This window comes from Planctopirus limnophila DSM 3776, assembly GCF_000092105.1.
Classification (GTDB): Bacteria; Planctomycetota; Planctomycetia; order Planctomycetales; family Planctomycetaceae; genus Planctopirus; species Planctopirus limnophila.
The window spans coordinates 4,731,415-4,752,359 of record NC_014148.1 but is presented as its reverse complement, the minus strand read 5'-3'; the positions used below and the strand labels follow the sequence as shown (position 1 = coordinate 4,752,359).

The window sequence follows — 20,945 nt, the reverse complement described above, 5'->3', positions numbered from 1 at the left end:
GGCGGACTATTCGTTGCACGCCTTAGACTTTCTGGTGATCGGCCTGTGGAAACAAAAATCTGTGCCTGTTGTAAGGTTCGCGCCAGCCTGAGGTAATCCACGGTGTGATCTGAATGCCTGATATAGCATTCTGATGACTCACTTTTGTGCAGGTTGCCTTGACGGCCCGGATTCCCGTCGAATATCGGCAGATCCACGTCAGGGATGTTTGACCAATTCCTCAGGAGATTGAACGGATGATTTCGCTTCTCAATGCCATTAAGTCGTCGGCTGCAACCATTGCTGCCACTCTCGTCATGACTGCCCTGGTCATGTCTCCCGGTTCCGAGATTGTGGCCGCCGACTACAAGCTCACAGGTGAGAACACCACCATTGGCTTCGTCGGCACCAAAAAGGAAGGCTCACATGCCGGTGGTTTCAAGCAGGTTTCAGGGACGTTCTCCGCTCCCGAAGACCTGACCAAAGGGAAGATCTCGGTCACCATCGTGATGGATTCGGTCTGGTCAGATGATGAAAAGCTGACTGGCCACCTGAAAGCTCCGGATTTCTTTGAAGTCAAGCGCTACCCCGAAGCCAAGTTTGTCTCGACGGCGATTGCTAAAACAGCCGAAGGTTACAGCGTTACAGGCGACCTGACGCTGCATGGCAAGACCAACAGCATCACCTTCCCTGCCCAGATCAAGTCGACCGGAAGTGGTGTGGAATTAACCAGCAAGTTCAACCTGCCTCGCAGCCAGTGGGGTATTACCTACGGTGCTGGCAAGATCGACGAGAACGTCCAGATGAGCCTGGCTGTCAAAGCCAAGTAACACGCTTCCCAGGAAACTACATCGCGTTGTTGGTCGCGAAGACATGCTTGCCCAGAGCTGCAAGCAGGGCACACAGTTGGGGCCAAACGCCCTCGTTTGGCCTCAACTTAATTACTCTTTCTCCCGCGCAGACGCGGGCGAGGGTTTTCGAACCATCACACTTTTGTCAGACCCATGTGTCTGAGAAGTGCTTCAGGGCTCGGTTCGCGACCACGGAAATCGCGGAAGACTTCCATCGGATGTCGGCTGCCGCCCATCGACAGCACTGTATTGCGGAAGCGGCGGCCCACCTGTTCAATGGCCTTGTCATCATCAAGACCCGCCTCTTCAAAAGCACTGAAGGCATCGGCTGAGAGAACTTCGGCCCACTTGTAGCTGTAGTATCCCGCTGCGTAGCCGCCCGAAAAAATATGCTGGAATGAGCACAGCGAGCGATCTTCCGGGATGAGCGGAATGACCGCGCACGTCTGGCTGATGCGGCGCTGTACATCAAAAGGGGACTCGCTTCCCGCAGGATCGTAATCGTGGTGCAACTCGAGATCCGTCAGACCAAAGAGAAGCTGCCTGAGCATCATCGACCCGGCGCGATAAGTGCGAGCTGCGACGATCTTGTTGAACAGATCTTCTGGCAATGGTGCCCCGGTCTCGTAGTGACGAGTCATCCCCATCAGCACCGGCTTGTGATAGCACCAGTTCTCCATAAACTGACTGGGGAGTTCGACAGCATCCCATTCGACGCCGTTGATTCCCGAGGCATCGGGATGATCGATGATGGTCAGCATGTGCTGGAGACCGTGACCAAACTCGTGGAATAGCGTTTCCACTTCGCGAAAGGTCATGAGGGCGGGCCGCTCACCCACAGGTGGGGTTTGATTACAAACGAGATACGCGACGGGAAGCTGAAGTTCATCGCCAACCTTCTGCCTCAAAAGGCAGGTATCCATCCAGGCACCAGCCCGTTTGTTTTCGGGTCGCGAGTAAGGGTCCAGAAAGAAGGCGGCCATCTTCTGGCCCGACTCATCGAGGACATGATAAAAGCGGACATCGCTGCACCAGACCGAGACGGGTTCTTGCGCCTGTTCAATCGTGACACCAAAGAGCCGATGAATCAGACCGAACAATCCTTCAAGCACACGTTCAAATGGGAAGTAGGGGCGAATCTGTTCGTCGGTGAACGAATACCGGCTTTCGCGCAGCCGTTCGGCCCAAAAGGGAACATCCCAGGGTTTGATGTCATCGGTATCGCCGCTGGAGACTTTGAACGCCTTCAGATCGGCGAGATCCTGTTGTGCTGCTCCCCAGCTTGTATCGCGAAGTTCATGCAGCATGTGGCGAATGGCATCCACACCGGGAGCCATCTTGCGCATCAGGCTGACTTCCGCAAACGAGTTCTTACCCAGCAGGTGCGCCTTCTCTTTGCGCAAGCTCAGCAGTTCCCGCATGATGGGTTCATTGTTGTGTTCACCCTGGGAAGCGAGAGTGATGAATGCCCGATAGAGCTTCTCGCGTAAGTCGCGCCTTTTCGCGTGCTCCATGAAAGGGCCATACACCGGGAAATCGAGCGTGATGCGCCAGGGACCATGCTCCGCGGTCGCTTTGGTTTCACTTTCCGGGTGAGCACGATTCCACGATTGGGCCGTCAGATGCCTGAGTGTGGGAGTGAACCCGGCGATTTCCTCTTCCGTGGTAAGATCGAGTGAGAAAGCTTTGATTTCATCGAGGCAGTTGTTCATGAACTGTGTGGAAAGGACAGCCAGCCTTTCTTCAATCTCGCCAAATCGCTTTCGCGCGTCGCCTTGCAGACCAATCCCGGCCAGTTCGGCATCCTTGATGCGATCTTTAATGATCCGCTTCTGGGCCGGCGAAAGCCTCTCCCACTCCGGCGACTCGGCCAGAGTCACCAGGGCTTTATAGATCGGTTCGCTTTGCCTGACGCGCAGGCTATAGCGTACGACTTCAGGATTGACCTCTTCATAGGCAGCTCGCAGTTCGGGACTGTTGCGAACACCCAGGAGATGACCCACGGGGCCCCAACTCCAGGTGAAGGGGCGTTCCATCTCTTCGATGGGGGACATAATGCCAGCCCATGTTGGCTGCAGATGGGATTCGATGGCATCGAGTTTTTTGAGAGCGGTCTCGACAGTCGCACGCACAGCCGGGACGACATGTGAGGCTTCGATCCGGGCAAAATCTGGTAACCCGCTGGTTACCAGGAGAGGGTTGTCGAGAAGTTCCGCCATGGGGCCAATCTCCATCAAAACCTATGGATGGTTTTTTATTTGTTATGTGCTTCGATTTTTCAGCTTAACACGCCGGGTGACAAGTGTCTCATGCGGGGAGTGACTTCAACAGCAGCAGGGTGCTTGACAAGTCCTGATCGGAATCGAGTGGCAGATTTTGCCGATGCCGATTCGGTAGTCAAAATGTTGGAAATTTCGTCATTCACCTCTCTCTGGGAATGCCTGGCGGCAGGAGTTGCCGAAGAGTGGCGAAATCGTTCGCTCAGACATCTTACCAACCTGAATTCCGGCGAAACTCAGCGACCTTTCCTTCATACCTGATGGTTTATTCTTCCGAATACTTCATTGGATGTACGCCATCTCTGATCGTGCATCTTCCCACCGGCAATACCTGCCACACCTCCTTTCCTATGGTAGTCACATGCTGACATCAATCCCTCCCGGATTGCGGGCTGTAAGAACATTATTTCCACAGACTCAGAATAGTGTCTGGTGGGGTTGTGCTCAGTTGCTGCTGGGAACGGCCTGCACACTGCTCAGTCCGAGCGAGATGGTCTATGGCCGCGAGCCGATTGTGCCACTGACGAATGGCCAGCAGAAGGTTTCGCCGCACCATACCAACTCTGGTTTTGGAGTGAACGCTCCTGCTGTCGGCGATCAGCAGGATGCGGGACCTCGCGTGAAGCTCAATCACTGGGGCTCGAACTGGCAGAAAGTCTTCGAGCAGCTTGCCGAAGAGTCGCAGTCTGAGTTGATTATGGAACGTGTCCCCACGGGCCGCTTTACACGCATTGATAAGCAGGAATACTCGCGGGCTGATGCCATTCGCATTCTCAACAAAGAGATCGAACCTCTCGGCTTTCGACTGATTGAAAAAGGGAAGTTCATCGTCCTGATGGATTTGCCCAGCATTCGCCCCAAGTATCAGCCTGTCGAATTGCATACATCGCCTTATACGCCGGCCCAGCAGCTCCAGGCGCAGCAAAGCCAGAGTGCTTACGGGCCACCATTACAGACACCGGGCATGCAACCAGCCCGGCCTGTCCAGCCATTACCAACTGGCCCTTATGCTCAAGTTCCTCCCGGGATGAGTGCGCAGCATCCATTGTCTGCACCCTATGAAACGGCTCCCACATTACATCCGGGACAGATTCAGCAGATCAGTGGTCAGCAAATTGCCGGTCTGCCAAGCCAGTCACCTGTGGCCCCTCTTCCCGTTGCTAAGACACCACAAAACTTCATGCCCCAGAACGTCGTAACCCAGAACGTCATGACACTGGGACATGAAGTACCCGCTGCGGCCAATACCCATCCGTTGTTACAACCTGTGGCACCAGCTGCGGGGCATCCCCTCGCAGCCAGTGAGATCAAGCCTGTCCCACAGCCAGTGGCCAAACCACCGGTAGCGATTGCCTTCAAACCCCGACAGCACAAAGCGGCTGAGCTGGCGAAAGTGCTGTATCGCTCGCACAAGGAAAATGCCCGGCTGGTTGATGCCGGTCGCGCGGGCAAGCCGGCGTTCTCTGTCTCGAGGCTTCCCGGTAAGAGTACAACGGCGATTGAATTCATGGTTTCGATCGATGATGAGCGCGATCAGCTCTACGTCGATGGTTCCGAAGCCGTCGCCCGCGGAGTGGTCGATCTGTTGACTTCGCTTGATACTAAGGGCGATTGGCCAAGCGATGCGAAGATCGTTCCAACGACTCCTCAGGCAGCGATCATGCTGGCCCAGTATCAGCCCGATCTGGAAAAGATGCGCCGGCAGAATCGACTGACTGTCGCCCAAGCAGGCAATACTCCCGCTGCCAATCCGCAGCGGGAAAATGATGATCCTTTTGCCCCGGCGCCTGCACAGGCCAAACCCGAGGCAGCACAGCCACCTCGTGGCAACTCGGCGATTTCTGATGTCGTGACCAATCTCAAAGGTGATGTGAACATCGAAGCGATTGGGGATCTGGGTGTGCTGATTCTGCGTGGTAATGAAGCCGACGTGGAGCAGGTCATGAAAGTCATTCGAGAGCTCGAAGCTCTCAGTGAGAATACCGCTCCTCAGTTGCATGTGCTCTACCTGAGTCACACCGATTCACCCGCGATGAGTGAACTGCTCACGCTGGTGTTCGACAGCTTGGCGAAGTTCCCTGGCCGGGCGACACAACCCCGCCAGAATGTGGCGATTATCCCTGTCGATACCCCAAATGCGTTGATCATTGTGGCACCAAAGACCGATCTCGATTCGATTCTGGAACTGGCAGAAGAACTCGATCAGCCGACAGATCCGGAATCGGAATTTGAAGTCTTCAGTCTGAAGACCGCAGTCGCTTCACAGGTGGTGACGAATATCACGGCTTTCTATGCCACCAGAGTTGGTTTAGGCGCCCGCGTGCTCGCGATTGCCGATCCTCGTTCAAACTCGGTGATTGTGCGGGCTCGTCCACGTGATCTGGATCAGGTGAAGGCGTTGATTGCCAAGGTCGATCGCGACGAAATGGCCGCTGTCAACCAGGTCAAGATCATTCCTTTGAAGAACGCCGTCGCTGTCGAACTCTCGGCTGTGATCAATGCGGCCATTCAAAGTGTGCTTTCGCCTCCATCGAATCAGGCGGCGAACCAGGGTGGTGCCAACAGTGGTTTGGGTGGCAACCAGGTGGCAGAAGATTTCCGACAGGTCAGACCCGCAATTCTGTCCTTCCTGGCGGGTGATAAAAAAGCCCTGCGTTCCGGGATGCTGGCCGACATTCGCATTACGCCCGATACGCGCATGAACAGTCTGATTCTTTCAGCTCCTGAGCAAAGTATTCCGCTGCTGGAAGAACTGATTCGTCAGCTCGATCAACCCACAGCAGCAGTGGCTGAGATCAAGGTGTTTACGCTGACAAATGCTGATGCCTCACAACTGGTGACACAGTTGCAGCAACTCTTCTCACCCGGTGGAAACCAGCAGGGGGGCGGGAACAACGCGTTACGACAGCAACTGGGGCTGGCGGTGGCGGGAGCTGACGACGCTTCGAGCAATCTGATCCCACTGCGGTTCAGTGTTGATACGCGTACCAACAGTATTACTGCGATTGGCGGGGCGGAAGCCTTACGTGTCGTGGAAGCCATCCTGCTCAGGCTCGATGAATCCGATCTGCGCGAACGCAAGAACGTCGTCTTCAAGCTCAAGAACAGCCCGGCACTCGCTGTTTCCACAGCAGTGACACAGTTCGTTAATTCGCAGTTGCAGCTCTCCCAGCAGAACCCGAACTTGATCAGCACGGTCGAACAGCTCGAACGCGAAGTTGTTGTGGTTCCCGAAACTGGCACCAACAGCCTCCTCATCAGTGCCACACCGAGGTACTACGATGAGATCACTCGACTGGTCATGGAACTTGATCAGGCACCACGTCAGGTGATCATTCAGGCTCTGATTGTGGAAGTGACACTCGATAACGTCGATGAGTTTGGTGTCGAACTGGGCCTGCAGGATTCGGTGCTCTTCGACCGCAGCGTCGTCGATGACCTGGTGACTTTGACCGAAACCACCACTTCGCCGAACGGTACACAAACCACCACACAGCGTGTCGTGTCGCAAACGGCAGCTCCCGGCTTTCTGTTCAATAACCCGAATACACCTCTCGGGAATAATACGACGATTAATCCCTCCAGTGTGGGTTCACAGGGTTTGTCTAGCTTCTCGCTGGGACGTGTGAATAACGACCTGGGTTATGGTGGTCTGGTTCTTTCCGCAGGTTCGGAATCGGTCAACGTGCTGATTCGTGCCCTGGCTTCACGCCGCCGATTACAGGTACTCTCGCGACCACAGATTCGCACACTGGACAACCAGCAGGCCCAGATTCAGGTGGGCCAGCAGGTGCCAATTGTCGACGGTGTGCAGATTGGTGCCACTGGATTGGCAAACCCTCAGATTCGTCAGGATCAGGCAGGGATTATTCTCACGGTCACACCACGAATTTCACCTGATGGGACCATCGTGATGGAACTCATCGCCGAAAAGAGCCAGTTCCGTGGGAACGGTGTCCCCATCTTTACCGACGCCACCAACGGCAACGTGATCGAATCGCCCATCAAGGATATCAGTGCTGCTCGAACTGCGATCAGCGTTCCCAATGGCCAGACCGTTGTCATGGGGGGCATGATTACCGCAACGGATGAAACCAGCGAACGCAAAGTCCCCTTTATTGGCGATATTCCCATCGTGGGGCATCTGTTCCGATATGACAGCAAGAGTCATGTTCGTACGGAACTGCTGATTTTCCTGACACCGCGTGTGATTTCTTCAGATGCGGATTCGGAGTTCATCAAGGATGTCGAAATGGGCCGACTGCACTTTATTGAGTGCGAAGCCGAAGAAATCCACGGACCCTTGCGAGCGATCAATGCTCCTGTGATGGGCGATCCCGACTGGACGAACCAGCTCTCGCCGAGTGTGCCATCAGTCGACCCGATGCCACCATCGCCAGGCATCCAAAATCCACAATCAGGTCCGGCCCCACAACTCTTGCCGCAACCACCGATCCCGGATGTTCCCGGGCAGACCAGAAAACAGTTGAAAGACCCGTCGATCCAACAGGCGAGTGCGACGGATGAGATGCAGCCCGATCCTTATGGCCATCTCCCAGACACAGGCGTCATCCAGATCACTCAACCTTCAGTGGCTGAATCATCCAAAGGTTCATCTCCTTCCAAAAAAGGTGAGCCCACCAAGGCCCAGGATAAGTCGGCCACACCTCCCAAAAAGTGGTATTCATTCCGTCGATGAGCCCTGTCTCGCTGGCTCGATCTTTTCCCCTTTGCCTAGCCCGGATGCCAACAAATGTTTGTTCACTCTGATATCTGCATGAGATTGCTGGCAGTGATCCTGCTGACGCATTCGCTCTCGGGGTGTGCCACTTTGCTGACAACTGGCTGGCCACAACAGGCTGAAAAGGTCGAATTCTCCAGTTCCAAGCGGCCCATTGGCCAGATTGTGTGCCTGTGGAACCCTGCGGAAGGCCGTGACCCGGAAGGAAAACCGTGCCGGGGCTTTGCCGGCCAGGTGATGTTCATGGAAGCGCGGTCGGCCGTCCCCCTGGCAGTTCGCGGAGAGATTCGCGTCTATGTCTTCGACAATATTGGCACGACCGAAGAGCAGATGAAGCCCGTTCATCAGTTTGATTTCGACGCCGATGTCTGGAACATGCATCGCCAGTCCAACACGTTGGGCCCGGCATACAATGTCTTTATCCCGTACATGCGTAAAGGCAATCATGCCGCCGTCTGCAGTGTGAGATTGCGATACATTCCCGAAGGTGGCAATGCGCCACTCTTTTCGGACATGATTTCCGTGCGGATGGAAGGGAGTCAGCCCGCGATGGCTTCGGCAGCCATGAATGTCGAACGCTTTGTGGGCCCAGCGGGAGTTGCCAACGACAAGTCGCGGCAAATGCTGACTCAAGGTTCGATGGTTGCCCAAGACAATGCGAGTGGTCCGGCTTCGGAATCGGGCAAGGGAGCCATGCGAGCGACGACCATCCCAATTGAAACGCTGCAGCAGCAGGCCTCTCGCGAGTCGATCACCCGGCAACTGGCCGCTCAGCAGAATGTGGCAACATCAACAGCGCCCTATGCCCCGTCTACAACAACGGAGCGTCCAATCCCGCAGCAGACCTCTACGAATGCTGTCACGACAGCCCCTTCTCGAAGAATACGACCGGCAGCAGCCAACGCGGCACAGTCAGCACTTACCAGCGACAGTGGCATCGCCCATGTCAGCTTCGAAGAATCGGCGGTTGAGCCAACTGGCGTGAACCATGCTGTCTACCACGAGACAATCCACCCACTGGCGGATGCACCCGCAGGAGAGCGCCCTCATCCTCTGGCCGATTGACATGCATCAGATAATGCTGAATTCCAGATATTCATAGATGCAGATTCATCTTGCTATTCGATCTGTCTCATGATGGACCTGATTCAGGTCTTTAAGATTGCGGTATGAATGATTCACTGGCAACTCTTCTTCAGAAATGTCAGCATCTGGCCAAGTCTCATTCCAGTTGCCATCACGATCCCGATAGCCGAAAGATCTGGCGACTGGTAACTGTTCTTGAAGGACAGCCAGATCGAAACAACGGTCTTAAGTCAGGGGTTTGCCAAGGATGTTCTCGACCGAACTGATCATCGCCTTCTTCACGTTGACTCTGCTCGAGATTGTGCTCGGGATCGACAACATTATCTTCATCGCGATTCTGGCGGGGAAGCTCCCTAAAGATAAGCAGAATTTTGCCCGTCAACTGGGGATCAGTCTGGCGGTTGTTTCGCGGATTGGCCTGCTCTTTTCACTCAGTTGGGTTTTGAAGCTCAAAGAGCCGCTTTTCACCATTCTCGAAACCAGTATTTCGGGAAAAGACCTCGTGCTGATTACTGGTGGCTTGTTCCTGATTGGTAAAGCGACTTACGAAATTCATCACAAAGTGACCGTGGTGCACGAAGCGCATAAAGATGGGAAAGCTCCCGCTTCGCTCTTCTGGATGCTGGCCCAGGTGATTGCGATCGACGTCGTCTTCAGTCTCGATTCGGTCATTACGGCTGTGGGTATTACCGACAACATCCCCGTCATTGTGGCGGCTGTGATTGTGAGTGTAATTGTGATGCTGATCTTTTCCGGAGCGATTGTGCGCTTTGTTGATGAGCACCCTGCGATTAAGTTGCTCGCTCTCTCCTTCCTGCTGCTGATCGGTGTGCTGCTCGTAGGCGAAGGCTTCCATCACAAGATCCCCAAAGGCTACGTCTACTTCGCCATGGCCTTCTCACTCGGGATCGAACTGCTGCAGATGTGGCAGGAATCAAACGTGCGCAAAGCCCATCACACCACCAAACCATCCTCAGAAGCAACGACAACCGGCCATTAATTGAATGTCACGAATCAGACAGACGTTGTGGTTCAATTCGATGTGAAATCCTAAGATGATCTACTTGCAAAACCTGACAATGAGTCATCCCGGTAGAGATTCTCGCGTACTCTTAAGCGTGAGATCTTTTTGCAAGAGGGCATGGGGTAACGTGACACCGGCTCGCGTGGCGATTCGTCGTTCAACAACGACGAAGTTTTTCCGCAAGAAGAATGGTTCAGCCGTCAGACTCACGAGAGCGTGAATTGTGGTCATCCCTTGAGAATGAGCGAGCTTTTCAATGTGCTGCAACATGCCACTGGCGACTCTTTGTCCTTTGGCCCAGGGGGCTACATAAAAGTGATCGATCAGGCCATCGGGCTGTAAGTCAGCATACCCCGCGATCCTGTCTTGCAGCATGGCCACAAACGGTTGCTGGGCTTCCATCCGGGCACAGAATTCCACTTTGTCGGCTGCACTCGATACCCAGGCCCTTCGCTGCTCCAGCGAGTATTCGCCACCTGTCAACTCCATGACAGCCGCCACGAACAACTCACGCAGCAGATTGATTTCATCGCCCTGACACGGACGAAACTCGATGTGATTGCAGTTCCTCCCCGCAAACACTTTCTCACTCCTACTGGCAGTCAAATGGTCTTCCCCAGAACAAGTTTATCGACTTCCTTGACGGTCAAGAATCATGAACTGATACGGCTGGAGTTCCAACGTCGTTCCTGAAGAGATTGTCATCCCTGAAACCTGATCGATGACTGTCCGCCGTAAGCCTAATCCGCGAAGAATACGGCCTTCCACCGCTTCAACCTGCTCTGTGAAGTTCGCAAGTATCAGTACGCTGGCCTGTGCATGCGTGCGGAAGTAACCGAGAACATGATCGTTGCCTGTCCCTACAAACTCCGTTTTCCCGGGGCGCAGGGCCAGATTCTGTCGCCTGATGATCCCCAGTTTCAGAATGCCGTCATGAATGCGGGCAGCCGGAGTATCATGATCGGCCACCTCCTGCATCTGCTCCCACGGGAATTGCGGCCTGTGAATCCAACGCGAATCCGCTTTTCTTAATGGATCGTCTAAATACCTTTCATCATTCAACGAACCGATCTCGTCTCCTAAATAGATCAGCGGAATACCACCAATGGTCATGACGACACCATATAGCAGCAACACTCTGCCAATTGCGAGATCGATTTCGACAGGATCCTGATTGCGAATGGCTTTTCCCAGACCGGCTAATGAGGCACATGTCCCGGAAACACGGGCATCACCTGTACTCGAATTCTCCTGAAAGGGGACACCTTCAGCAAAACTACCTTCGACCCGACCTGTATAAAACTGCGTGAGAAATCGTCGATGGGCAACCGGGTCATAGCCTGCCTCGCGGATTTCTTCGTCGGTGATCGACCAGCCAATATCATCATGGCTTCTTATATAGTTCACCCAGACACAACCGTCCGGGAGAGGAAATCTTTTTCTGACAGAAGCGAGTAACGTGCGGATATTTCGGGTCGCCAACGATTCCCAAAGAAGTGCCATCAGTTCCGGATTGTAACTGAGAACGCATTCCGCACGATGAATATAAGTACGGACTTCATCAGGATGCACAATCGCTTCGGACTTGAAGACCACAGCAGGTGCTGCAATTTGCGTGGCAGCATTGAGCACACTGACGATCGTATGCGCCTGAGGGAGATTCTGGCAGTTGGTTCCTAATTCCTTCCAGATAAATGCAATGGCATCCAGACGAACGATTTCGACGCCTCGATTGGCAAGGAACAGGAGTTCGTCCAGCATTCGCACCAGCACTTCGGGGTTGCGATAATTGAGATCCCATTGAGAAGTATAAAACGTTGTCCAGACCCATTGGCCGAGTGCTGTCTGATATGTGAATGCACCGGGATGCTCCTCGGGAAAGACTTCAACTAAAGTCCGTTCGTATTGATCGGGTAAAACCCGATCTTTGAAGAAGAGATAATAATCCTGATAGTCGCGTTCGCCATTCAATGCTCGTTGGGCCCATTGATGCTCATCGGAAGTATGGTTGAACACGAAATCAAGCACGAGAGAAATCCCATGGCGGCGCAGTTGCGTTGCCAGATGCTCCAGATCTTCCATTGTCCCGAACCTGGGATTGATCGTGCGATAATCGCTGACGGCATACCCTCCATCGCAATCGGTCGAATGAACTTTATAAATAGGCATTAAGTGAAGATAGGTAATTCCCAGTTCAATCAGATAGGGAATTTTGGCTTCAAGATTTCGCAGCGTTCCCGCGAAGAGATCGACATAGCACATGGCTCCCATGAGTCGTGGTGCCAGATACCAGTCTTTATCCGATTCTCGCAAAGCGTCGAACGCCTTGAGTTCTGCAGGTCGCTCAAGAACCGAACGAAAGACGACAGCCATCAGTTCTTCGAGATGGTAGAACGAATCAAAGCGGTCGCCGTAGAGCTGGTAGAAACTTTGAAATAGGAGCTGGTGCTGTTCTTGCAGACGACGTTCGAGAAGATCCCAGTCGCCATCGGGAAAGTCGCCTCCGAATCGGCGCTGCATGCGGTCAATGAGTCGCAGTTTCAGCTTACGCAATTCTCCATCGGAGAGTGGTGCTGATGTTGAACGATGAGGGAGAGAAGCTTCTGGTAGCGATGACATGATCATGTCCCTTCACTGGCTGGGCCATTGTCATGGAGATGAAACGATGTGATGGATCAAGAGATCTTATCTCAATCCCAGGTAAGACAATCCTTCAAGGATGCCAGCTGCAAAATGCCTTTGAGCAAGATAGACATCGGCCTGCTCCTGTCGAATTCGCTCTTTGAGCAGGGGCTCAGAATTGCCGACGGCAATGGCTGAGTAAGGTCTTTTCAGCAGATCCCAGTCGTTGCAGGAATCCCCTGCAACGACAATCTGGAGATCGCTTCTAGAGATCTGGCTCATGAGGAAATCGAGAGCTGCCCCCTTGCCAGAGCGCTCGGGCAGGATATCTACATATTGACCATGTGAGGCAATCACCTGGCATGGGCAGCCTGCTGCGAATAAATGTTCTTTGAGAAACAGTTCCTGCTCGGCGGAAAGGGTCCTGGTGGTCAAATAACTCAATTTGAAAGGCCGCTGGGAGTGCGGCTCTGTCTGTGGAACCAGCCAGCCTGTGCGTGAGATGAGTTCGGCAATTTTTGAAGGATGCCAGGATTCTCCCAGCCAATCCGACCATTCGGGCCAATGCTCGTGCTGATCTCCCAATACGATCTCACTCCCGACGGAGGCAATCATGATCTCAGGATAAGGGACATTCCATTCCCGGCAAACTTCGTACACCAGTGCAGGTGCTCGCCCGGTGGCGACACCGAGCATCCATTGGCCCTGCTGAGCTTCCATCCAATCGAGTAATTCTTGTAACGATTCGCGATCACCCAGCAAAGTGCCGTCGATATCTGTGATCAGCAACCCGCTGACGTTTTCCAGCCGCTGATCGAGCTTCTCCATGAGACTCGAGCGATTGATCGCAGTTCGTCCGGAAGGATGATCGCTTTGTGAAGGCAGATTGAGGGTCGCAGAACTCGATAAAGAATCTGATATCGAGTTCCAGCCAGGATGAATCCGGGAAATGACTCTTAAATAGTGTTCGATATGTGCCTTCCAGGCGTAGTGACTGCGAACATTCTGGATGCCATTGTTACTATATTCATTCCATAAGTCGCCATCTGTCAGCAATCTTAAAATACCAGCCGTCAGGGCTTGTTGATCGGTGACATCGAGGACAATGCCACTATTGCAGAGAGCCACGATATCCTGGGGACCGCCATTTTCTGTGGCGATAAACGGCAGGCCCGTCGCGCTGGCTTCGATCGTGGTCAACCCGAAGAGTTCGATAAAGGCGGAGTTGACGAAGACTCCACGACCACTGGCTGCCAGGCGATACAGTTCGGGAACATCAAGTTCGGAATCATGCCGCTTGGGAATTGCCATTTTTCCATAGAGGTCATAGCGATCCATTAAGAGGAGAATATCAGTTAAGACTTCACGTTCGTTGCCGGACATGGTGTTGATGTCTTCACGAATCCCTGCGAAGACAGCGAGGTTGGCAATGGCCCGAAGTTCGGGGCTTTCGCCATAAGCCTGAATGAGGGATTGAATATTCTTGCGACGATCTGGGCGACAGAGAGCGAGGATCAGTTTTTTTTGAGGGTCAGCCAGAAAGCGGGCCAGTTGCCGCTGCATGCGACTGCGAGCCTGTTTGAAGCCTTCGCCAATCTCTTCACCCGGCAATTCGTAGTTGTAGTAGGGGAAGAAGCGTTTGAGATCCAGTCCTGGCGCAATGACTTCGACAATGGTTTCTTCGGGGATCTGATACCCCTGATATTGGGAGAGTTTCTCGTGGAGTGTGCTGGTAATGACAGCATCAGCGGCATTAAGACAGGACTGTTCTTCTGAAATGCGATGATCAATGTGCAGCAGGCGGTTGGCTTTTTCGTGTGACCACCCTTCGGAGGCCAGATAGTCCAGTTTGGGCTTACCTAAAGAATGGCCGGTAAACAGGAACGGGACTTGAAGTTGGCGAGCCAGATTCCTGGCGACGACACCGGCATCGGCATAGTGTCCATGAATCCAGGCCAATGGCCAGGGTTGCTGGCGAGTGAAGGCTTCTAATGACTTCGTGAATTCGTCCAAATACGGCCAGAGATCTTCTTTGCGGACGTATTGATCATCGGTGCAGGAGATCCGCACAATCCGGCAACGAGGAGAGAGGGGTTCGATTTCGCGAGAATAGGACTCATCCAGAGGTTGTCCATCTGTCGCGAGACCTCGTAATCGGCGGGTAATCAGATCGACCTGTGTGATCCGCGGATCTTCTGCCAAAGCCACTGCGAGATCGAGAACATAACGGACTTGACCGCCAGTGTCGGCGTCGCGCCCCATTTCAATGGAGTCGCCTCGCACGAGCCCATGCAGACTCAGAATTTGCACATACATCAACACCCCCCAGACCAACGATCGTTGATTCGCCATACTAACAAATTAAGTCAGTTGAGGTGAGAGAACGAGGGCTATAACTTGGAAAAGTCCATGAAATCAGCCGATTTTTATCATTCACTGCTGTTCCATGTTCATTTTATCTTTAGGAATGAAGTGCGATTGCCGGCATTTTCTGCCGGTTTGAGTGACATCATTCGGGTGCCTGGCCTGTGAACTTTGAGGGTTATCCCGAATAGTCCAGAAGGCAGGGTCGTACCGCCCGCCGGTGGGTTCGAGGAGGCGATTCTGTATTGCCTCGCCGACTTTCAAGAACCGATATGCTGACAGACGCACGACGTCGTCAAGTGTTGTGCATCTGCGGTGGCTCAGGAAGAGCCTGCCAGAATTCGCGGTGGAAGCCACCCGTCAGGGAGACTTTCAGGAAAGGGCCAGGGATGGGTCTGACTTCTGCTCTGAATACGTCGCTGAACGGCCTTTCTCTCAATGAAGTGACCATTGACGTACTTGGCAACAATATTGCCAATGCCGGTACGAATGGTTTCAAAGCTTCGACCGTTCGCTTTCAGACTCAGTTGGCTCGTACGCTGTCGATTGGTTCCCGACCGACTGCTACTGATGGAGGAAGTAACCCTCGGCAGGTGGGCCTCGGAGCGACGACTTCCGCCATCAGCAAAGACTTTACCCAGGGCAGCCTTTCGAACAGCACCAGTGCTTCGGATCTGGCGATTCAAGGGGAAGGCTTCTTTGTGATGGATGGTTCCAGCGGCAGGACCTACACCCGTAACGGGAACTTTCTTCGCAGTAGTGACAGTTATCTGGTCAACGATCAGGGCCAGTTTGTTCAAGGCTATGGGATTGACGATGAATTCAACATCGTCACGACGCAATTGTCACCATTGCGGATTCCCCTGGGTGAGTTGAACGTCGCCCAGCGCACTTCGCAAATCACGATGGGTGGAGCACTGTTTCCCGCAGGAGACTTATCGACTCAAGGTGCTCTGGTGAACAGTGAAGTCCTGACAGACAGTGTCACAGGACTCCCCGCAACGGGCACCGCTTTACTGAGCAACGTGGAGAACGCGGGAGGAACCAACTACTTCAATGTCGGAAATACTTTAACTTTTGCACCTCGCAAGGGGGGACGAGTTGTCGAAGAGCAAACGTTCACAGTGACTGCCACTTCGACCCTGGCCGACTATGTCACCTTCATGAATAACACGCTCGGCATTCAGAGTGGTGCGGGGATACCTAACGATGCCACAACGGGCGGACAACCGGGAGTGACGCTTACGGGTGGTCAAATTCAAGTCGTGGGCAATACGGGTACCCAGAACGACATCAGTATTACTGCGGGAGACATCAAGAGTAACGGTGCTGTCGTTCCCCTGAGTTTTACCAAGTCGGAATCGAGCAATGGGGAGAGTGCTGCGACTGAATTCATCGTCTACGACTCTCTGGGTCAAACCGTCAATGTGCGTATGACCTCAGTACTGGAAAGCCGCGGGCCGGGAGCGACGACATTCCGTTACTTCCTGGAAAGTGCTCAGGACAGCCGACCTGGTGTGGCGATTGGTACGGGTCTGATCACCTTCGACAGTGATGGAAAAATCACGGGTGACACGACGCAGATGTTCACACTCGAGCGTTCGGATACCGCCGCCGTCAGCCCGATGCAGATTGAAATGGATCTTTCGCAGATCAGTGGAATCTCGTCTGCACAATCGGGCAGTGCTTTGAACCTTTCCAATCAGAATGGTTCCAAGCCTGGAACGTTGCAAAGCTATGTGATTGATGAGCAGGGTTTGATTAACGGGATCTTTGACAATGGCTTGATCCGTTCACTCGGTCAGGTGGTACTGGCCCGGTTCGCCAACTCGGATGGTTTGCTCGAAGCGGGTGGCACGGCGTTTCGTGAGGGTGTCAGCTCCGGAGTGCCTCAGATTGTGTCACCGGGTTCATTCGGAGCGGGCACGATTGCCTCAGGAAAGATTGAGCTTTCGAACACGGATATTGGTCGCAACCTCGTCGATCTCATTGTGGCCTCTACCAATTACCGTGGGAATGCCCGAGTGATTTCTTCAGTCCAGGATCTGACCAACGAGTTGCTGCTGTTGGGTCGATAACCTGCAAATTCCTGAACACTTCAGAGACTGATCGTCACTTGAACGAAGACGATGTTCACTTCATCGGGAAGATTTTCTGGCTTCCTCTTCTCTTCTCTATAAGAACTTTATGTTCTCGCAGGAGAATTCGTAGAAGCGACCGTCTGATTGTGGATTGTGAATAACTTTTTTGTGGCAACCAGAAGTGAGAAGAACACTTAGGTTGATTTACACACAATCTGTCCCTGTTGAGAAGCCATCGAATAGGTGTCAATAACCTGGCAGAAACAGTCCCACATCGAGGGACTTATCAAGGTCGCTTTCTGCGAGGCGCTTGAGCCTGTGGGAAACGCCAAGGGTTACGGCTGAGTTTCCGATATGAATCGTCGAATCATCATCGAGTTATCGACGGTACTTCAGGAAATCTAAGTGTTTTGTGCCGATTTCCTGTGAGTTGATCGATTCTTTCTGGTGTAACGAATAGTCTCATCAAGCGAGTCGGTCAAGAGGATTTGACGAGCGCAGGCTCATGATGGCTCAGCGGACATCCAGAAGATTCCCAGTGACGAACGGCAGGTAGTGACGCAATATGTCGGCTGGATATCTCATTACTTTGGGAGATGATCTCAAGCGGGGATTGGCGACTTTTCCTCTCGAGCTGGCACAAAGACATGCCCGCTTCATCGAGAGCCGCCAGCAGGACGATGGAGGCTTTGGTGGACGAGTGGAAGCCCTCGATGGGACACCACTGGCTGCCGATGAAGCGACTTCCGACCTGTACTACGCGGCTTTTGCCGTGAGATCACTTGTGGCACTGGGGCAGCTTTCTCCTCAGGTGGCGCGGCGTGCAGGAAACTGGCTGGGCCAGGCCTGGTCACCCCGCCTCAATGTCATTGATCTCGTCAGTTGGCTGTACTTGAGTGTCGTGCTCCAGATCGAACAGGGGATCGAAACTGTCACTGTTCAAGCGGCCAACTCAACTGTGTCATCAGAGGACGTGCTGCAAGCGGTCCACAGGCTCGAAGAACTTCGCCGGCCTGATGGCGGCTATGCCAAATCGATGGAAGGTGTATCGAGCAGCACGTATCACAGCTTTCTGGCAGCGCTGGCTTATGAACTGGTGGGCCAGTCGCCGCCGGAGATTGCTCGACTGATGAGCTTTGTGAAATCGCGCCAGCGGGATGATGGCGGGTTTGTCGAAATTGGTCCTATGAAGCGCAGTGGCACCAACCCCACGGCTGCAGCCGTCGCCTTACTGAAGATGTATGGCGAGATTACACCGGCACTCAAAAGCGATGTGGCAGGCTTTTTGAGTGATGTGAAAGCGAGTGATGGGGGTTATCTGGCGAACAGCCGCATCCCTTTCCCGGATGGATTATCAACCTTCACAGCTCTGGTGACATGTCGCACGTTGGACATTGAATCTCCCAGTCCGTGGAGGAGAGTGGGTGCCTTTATGAAAAGTATTGAAGTCCCGACGGGTGGATTTCTCGCCGCTGGCTGGGATCGAGAAGCTGACGTTGAATACACTTTTTATGGATTAGGGATTCGAGCACTCATTGGGCTGGAAGCGAAAGCCGCTTCCTGAAGGTTTTTGGCATGCGTATTGGGAATATCAGTCTGGCTCATGGGCTGACATTAGCTCCGATGGAGGAGCATACGAGTTTGCCTTTCCGGCTGATTTGCAAGCAGCAGGGAGCCAGCCTGGTTTGCAGTGAGCGGATCGATGCCAAAGATGTGGCCGAGCGGGATAAGCGCGCGATCAAGCTGCTCTCGACGACTTCGGCGGAGCGGCCGGCTGTCGGGCAGATCAGCGGGAATGATGCTGCTCAGATTGGTGAAGCCGCCCGGGTCATTGAAGAACTCGGTTTTTCAATGGTCGATCTCAATTTTGAGTGCCCGATCCGTCGTCTGGTGGGTCGTGGCGAAGGTGGTGCGCTGATGGGGCAGCCACAGCGGATTGCCGAGCTGGTGGCGGCAGCTAAGCAGGCGGTCTCGATCCCGGTGACAGTCAAATTGCGGACAGGCCCTAAAGCGGGCGAAGACACCGCTGTCGAAACAGCCCAGCGAGTCGAGCAGGCTGGCGGTGCGGCCATAATTCTGCATGCCCGCAGTGTCGAGCAGGCTTATCTGGGTGGGCCGGACTGGCAGCATGTGACGCGTGTGAAGGAAGCGGTTTCGATTCCGGTGTTAGGAAGTGGTGGAGTGCGTACGCCTCAGGATGCCATCAGTTTTCTGGAATCGAGTGGAGCCGATGGCGTGGCGATTGGCCGGGGTTGCCTGGGGAACCCGTGGATCTTTCAGCAGGCCCGTACGCTGCTGTTTGGCAGTCGTGAGATTATTGAGCCGAGTCCTGCCGAGCGAGGGAAAGTACTGCTGGCTCTGGTCGAGCATGAGTTCGAGTTTTATTCAGCTCATCTGGCCCAGAAGCGACTGGCCCGGACGGCTTGCTACTTTGCGAAGTTCCTCCCGGATTTTGCGGAGTTCAAGAAGGAGATCCACGCCATCAAGAATCTTGCTCAGTTTCGCACACTGGTGCGGGAATGGTTCCGGCCAGTGGCTCGGTAGCCTCCTCTGCTTGACAGCCTGATTCGTGGCAACACACACTGCAGCTAATCGAAAACAGGTTTTCCAGTTCCTCAGGAGTCTCCCATGTCAGCGGCACGGAAGCTGAAAGATTTTTTCCAACAGTTGACGAACGGCGGGTTGCCTCTGGCTGTGTGGCTGCTGACATTCGCGCAGTTGATGTTTTCGATGGCGAAGCCAGCCCAGGCACAAGAAACCAAAACGCCCGCATTGTTCCATGTTTATTTTGGAACTTATACCTCAGGGACCAGTGAAGGGATTTATCGATCGACTTTCGATGCATCGACGGGCGCTCTTTCGAAGCCGGAACTGGTGGCTAAGGTGACCAATCCTTCGTTTCTGGCGATGCATCCGACGAAGCCGGTGATTTACTGTGTGAGTGAAGTGGCCGAATCGCTGCCAGGGAGCGAAGCGGGACGACCGACGGGGGCTGTGATTGCTTTTTCGCGGGAAGCGGCCAATGGTTCGCTCAAGGAACTGGGTTGGAAACCTTCTGGCGGAGCGGGGCCATGTCATCTTTCGGTCGATCTGGCGGGAAGTGCTTTGTTTGTCGCGAACTATGGCGGTGGCTCGGTGGCATCACTTCCTCTCAATGCGGAGGGTGTTCCGGAAAAGCCCTCGTCGATCATGGTGCATGAAGGGTCGAGCATTAATAAACAGCGGCAACAGAAGCCGCATGCGCATTCGATCAATCTCGATCAGTCGAATCGCTATGCCTTTGCGGCAGATCTGGGTTGCGACAAGATTTTTATCTATCAATTCGACCCGGCGACCCGCACGCTCAAGCCTCATGACATTCCTTCAGCACCTGTGGCGGCAGGTTCCGGGCCCAGGCATTTAGCGTTTCATCCCAATGGACGCTTTGCCTATGTGATTAATGAGCTCACTTCGACAATTACCGCTTTTAAGTACGACTCGACCAAGGGAGATCTGGAGCCGATTCAGACGGTCTCGACTCTACCTAAAGATGCGAACACACCTGGCAATTCGACGGCAGAGATTGTGGCCCATCCTTCGGGGAACTGGCTGGTGGGATCGAATCGCGGTCATGACAGTCTGGCACTCTTCAGTATTCGGCCAGAGACGGGCGAATTGAAGCTGGTGGCCAATGTTCCCGCTGGTGGAAAGACACCCAGAAACTTTGCGTTCGATCCGACGGGCCAATGGCTCATCGCGGCTCACCAGGGGAGCAACAGCGTGCAGGTCTTTGCGTTCAACGCCTCGACAGGCACATTGACCCCGCAGGGAGAACCTGTGGCGATTGGTGCTCCGGTCTGTGTGCGGTTTGTCCCAATCAAGCCTTGATACAGCGGCTTTGAAGTTTTTCATGCTTGAAATGATGGTCTACGCATCCGT

Annotated in this window: 12 protein-coding genes; 8 read left to right on the top strand and 4 right to left on the bottom strand. The window is 53.8% G+C overall.

Annotated elements, in window-relative coordinates; genetic code table 11:
- Window positions 1-236 precede the first annotated feature (236 nt).
- Window positions 237-809, top strand: a complete 573-nt coding sequence (locus PLIM_RS18975; protein WP_013111933.1) for a YceI family protein — start codon at window positions 237-239, stop codon at window positions 807-809.
- Between the two features lie 155 nt (window positions 810-964).
- On the opposite strand, the gene PLIM_RS18970 is transcribed toward PLIM_RS18975, so the two are convergent.
- Entirely contained in the window at window positions 965-3,049 is a 2,085-nt protein-coding gene (locus PLIM_RS18970) for a M3 family metallopeptidase (protein WP_013111932.1), read from the bottom strand.
- Between the two features lie 421 nt (window positions 3,050-3,470).
- Here PLIM_RS18970 and PLIM_RS18960 point away from each other — a divergent pair, with 421 nt between their 5' ends.
- The 3 genes from PLIM_RS18960 (at window position 3,471) to PLIM_RS18950 (ending at window position 9,936) form a co-directional block, all read left to right on the top strand.
- Window positions 3,471-7,808, top strand: a complete 4,338-nt coding sequence (locus PLIM_RS18960; RefSeq protein WP_041402242.1) for a secretin N-terminal domain-containing protein — start codon at window positions 3,471-3,473, stop codon at window positions 7,806-7,808.
- A gap of 54 nt (window positions 7,809-7,862) precedes the next feature.
- Complete coding sequence (locus PLIM_RS18955) at window positions 7,863-8,915, top strand: hypothetical protein (RefSeq protein WP_013111930.1); 1,053 nt, start codon at window positions 7,863-7,865, stop codon at window positions 8,913-8,915.
- Window positions 8,916-9,183: 268 nt separating this feature from the next.
- The gene (locus PLIM_RS18950) at window positions 9,184-9,936 is read left to right on the top strand and encodes a TerC family protein (RefSeq protein WP_013111929.1); all 753 of its coding nucleotides are present in this window, start codon (window positions 9,184-9,186) and stop codon (window positions 9,934-9,936) included.
- A gap of 84 nt (window positions 9,937-10,020) precedes the next feature.
- Here PLIM_RS18950 and PLIM_RS18945 read toward each other — a convergent pair whose 3' ends face one another.
- From PLIM_RS18945 to PLIM_RS18935, 3 genes are all read right to left on the bottom strand, one after another.
- The gene (locus PLIM_RS18945) at window positions 10,021-10,542 is read right to left on the bottom strand and encodes a GNAT family N-acetyltransferase (protein ID WP_013111928.1); all 522 of its coding nucleotides are present in this window, start codon (window positions 10,540-10,542) and stop codon (window positions 10,021-10,023) included.
- 45 nt (window positions 10,543-10,587) lie between these two features.
- Window positions 10,588-12,579, bottom strand: coding sequence for an amylosucrase (locus PLIM_RS18940; protein WP_013111927.1), 1,992 nt, complete (start codon window positions 12,577-12,579; stop codon window positions 10,588-10,590).
- 66 nt (window positions 12,580-12,645) lie between these two features.
- Window positions 12,646-14,898, bottom strand: a complete 2,253-nt coding sequence (locus PLIM_RS18935; RefSeq protein WP_041403908.1) for an HAD-IIB family hydrolase — start codon at window positions 14,896-14,898, stop codon at window positions 12,646-12,648.
- Between the two features lie 437 nt (window positions 14,899-15,335).
- On the opposite strand from PLIM_RS18935, the gene PLIM_RS18930 reads away from it, so the two are divergent.
- The 4 genes from PLIM_RS18930 to PLIM_RS18915 all read left to right on the top strand — a co-directional run bounded on the left by PLIM_RS18930 (window position 15,336) and on the right by PLIM_RS18915 (window position 20,894).
- Window positions 15,336-17,024: a flagellar hook-basal body complex protein gene (locus PLIM_RS18930; RefSeq protein ID WP_013111925.1), complete on the top strand. Its 1,689-nt coding sequence runs from the start codon at window positions 15,336-15,338 to the stop codon at window positions 17,022-17,024.
- A gap of 568 nt (window positions 17,025-17,592) precedes the next feature.
- The gene (locus PLIM_RS18925) at window positions 17,593-18,591 is read left to right on the top strand and encodes a prenyltransferase/squalene oxidase repeat-containing protein (protein ID WP_013111924.1); all 999 of its coding nucleotides are present in this window, start codon (window positions 17,593-17,595) and stop codon (window positions 18,589-18,591) included.
- Between the two features lie 11 nt (window positions 18,592-18,602).
- Window positions 18,603-19,571 carry a tRNA dihydrouridine synthase gene (locus PLIM_RS18920; RefSeq protein WP_013111923.1) on the top strand — a complete coding sequence of 323 codons (969 nt, stop codon included), beginning with the start codon at window positions 18,603-18,605 and terminating at the stop codon, window positions 19,569-19,571.
- An 84-nt stretch (window positions 19,572-19,655) separates the two neighbouring features.
- Window positions 19,656-20,894 (top strand): lactonase family protein, encoded by a 1,239-nt coding sequence (locus PLIM_RS18915; protein ID WP_013111922.1) that lies wholly within the window; start codon window positions 19,656-19,658, stop codon window positions 20,892-20,894.
- Window positions 20,895-20,945: the final 51 nt, after the last annotated feature.

What these genes read in the sequence shown, in the direction of transcription:
- PLIM_RS18975 (WP_013111933.1), top strand. Translation starts at nt 237, where the DNA reads ATGATTTCGCTTCTCAATGCCATTAAGTCGTCGGCTGCAACCATTGCT.
- PLIM_RS18940 (WP_013111927.1), bottom strand. Translation starts at nt 12,579, where the DNA reads ATGTCATCGCTACCAGAAGCTTCTCTCCCTCATCGTTCAACATCAGCA.
- PLIM_RS18920 (WP_013111923.1), top strand. Translation starts at nt 18,603, where the DNA reads ATGCGTATTGGGAATATCAGTCTGGCTCATGGGCTGACATTAGCTCCG.
- PLIM_RS18925 (WP_013111924.1), top strand. Translation starts at nt 17,593, where the DNA reads ATGTCGGCTGGATATCTCATTACTTTGGGAGATGATCTCAAGCGGGGA.
- PLIM_RS18960 (WP_041402242.1), top strand. Translation starts at nt 3,471, where the DNA reads ATGCTGACATCAATCCCTCCCGGATTGCGGGCTGTAAGAACATTATTT.
- PLIM_RS18950 (WP_013111929.1), top strand. Translation starts at nt 9,184, where the DNA reads ATGTTCTCGACCGAACTGATCATCGCCTTCTTCACGTTGACTCTGCTC.
- PLIM_RS18930 (WP_013111925.1), top strand. Translation starts at nt 15,336, where the DNA reads ATGGGTCTGACTTCTGCTCTGAATACGTCGCTGAACGGCCTTTCTCTC.
- PLIM_RS18970 (WP_013111932.1), bottom strand. Translation starts at nt 3,049, where the DNA reads ATGGCGGAACTTCTCGACAACCCTCTCCTGGTAACCAGCGGGTTACCA.
- PLIM_RS18915 (WP_013111922.1), top strand. Translation starts at nt 19,656, where the DNA reads ATGTCAGCGGCACGGAAGCTGAAAGATTTTTTCCAACAGTTGACGAAC.
- PLIM_RS18935 (WP_041403908.1), bottom strand. Translation starts at nt 14,898, where the DNA reads ATGTATGTGCAAATTCTGAGTCTGCATGGGCTCGTGCGAGGCGACTCC.
- PLIM_RS18955 (WP_013111930.1), top strand. Translation starts at nt 7,863, where the DNA reads ATGTTTGTTCACTCTGATATCTGCATGAGATTGCTGGCAGTGATCCTG.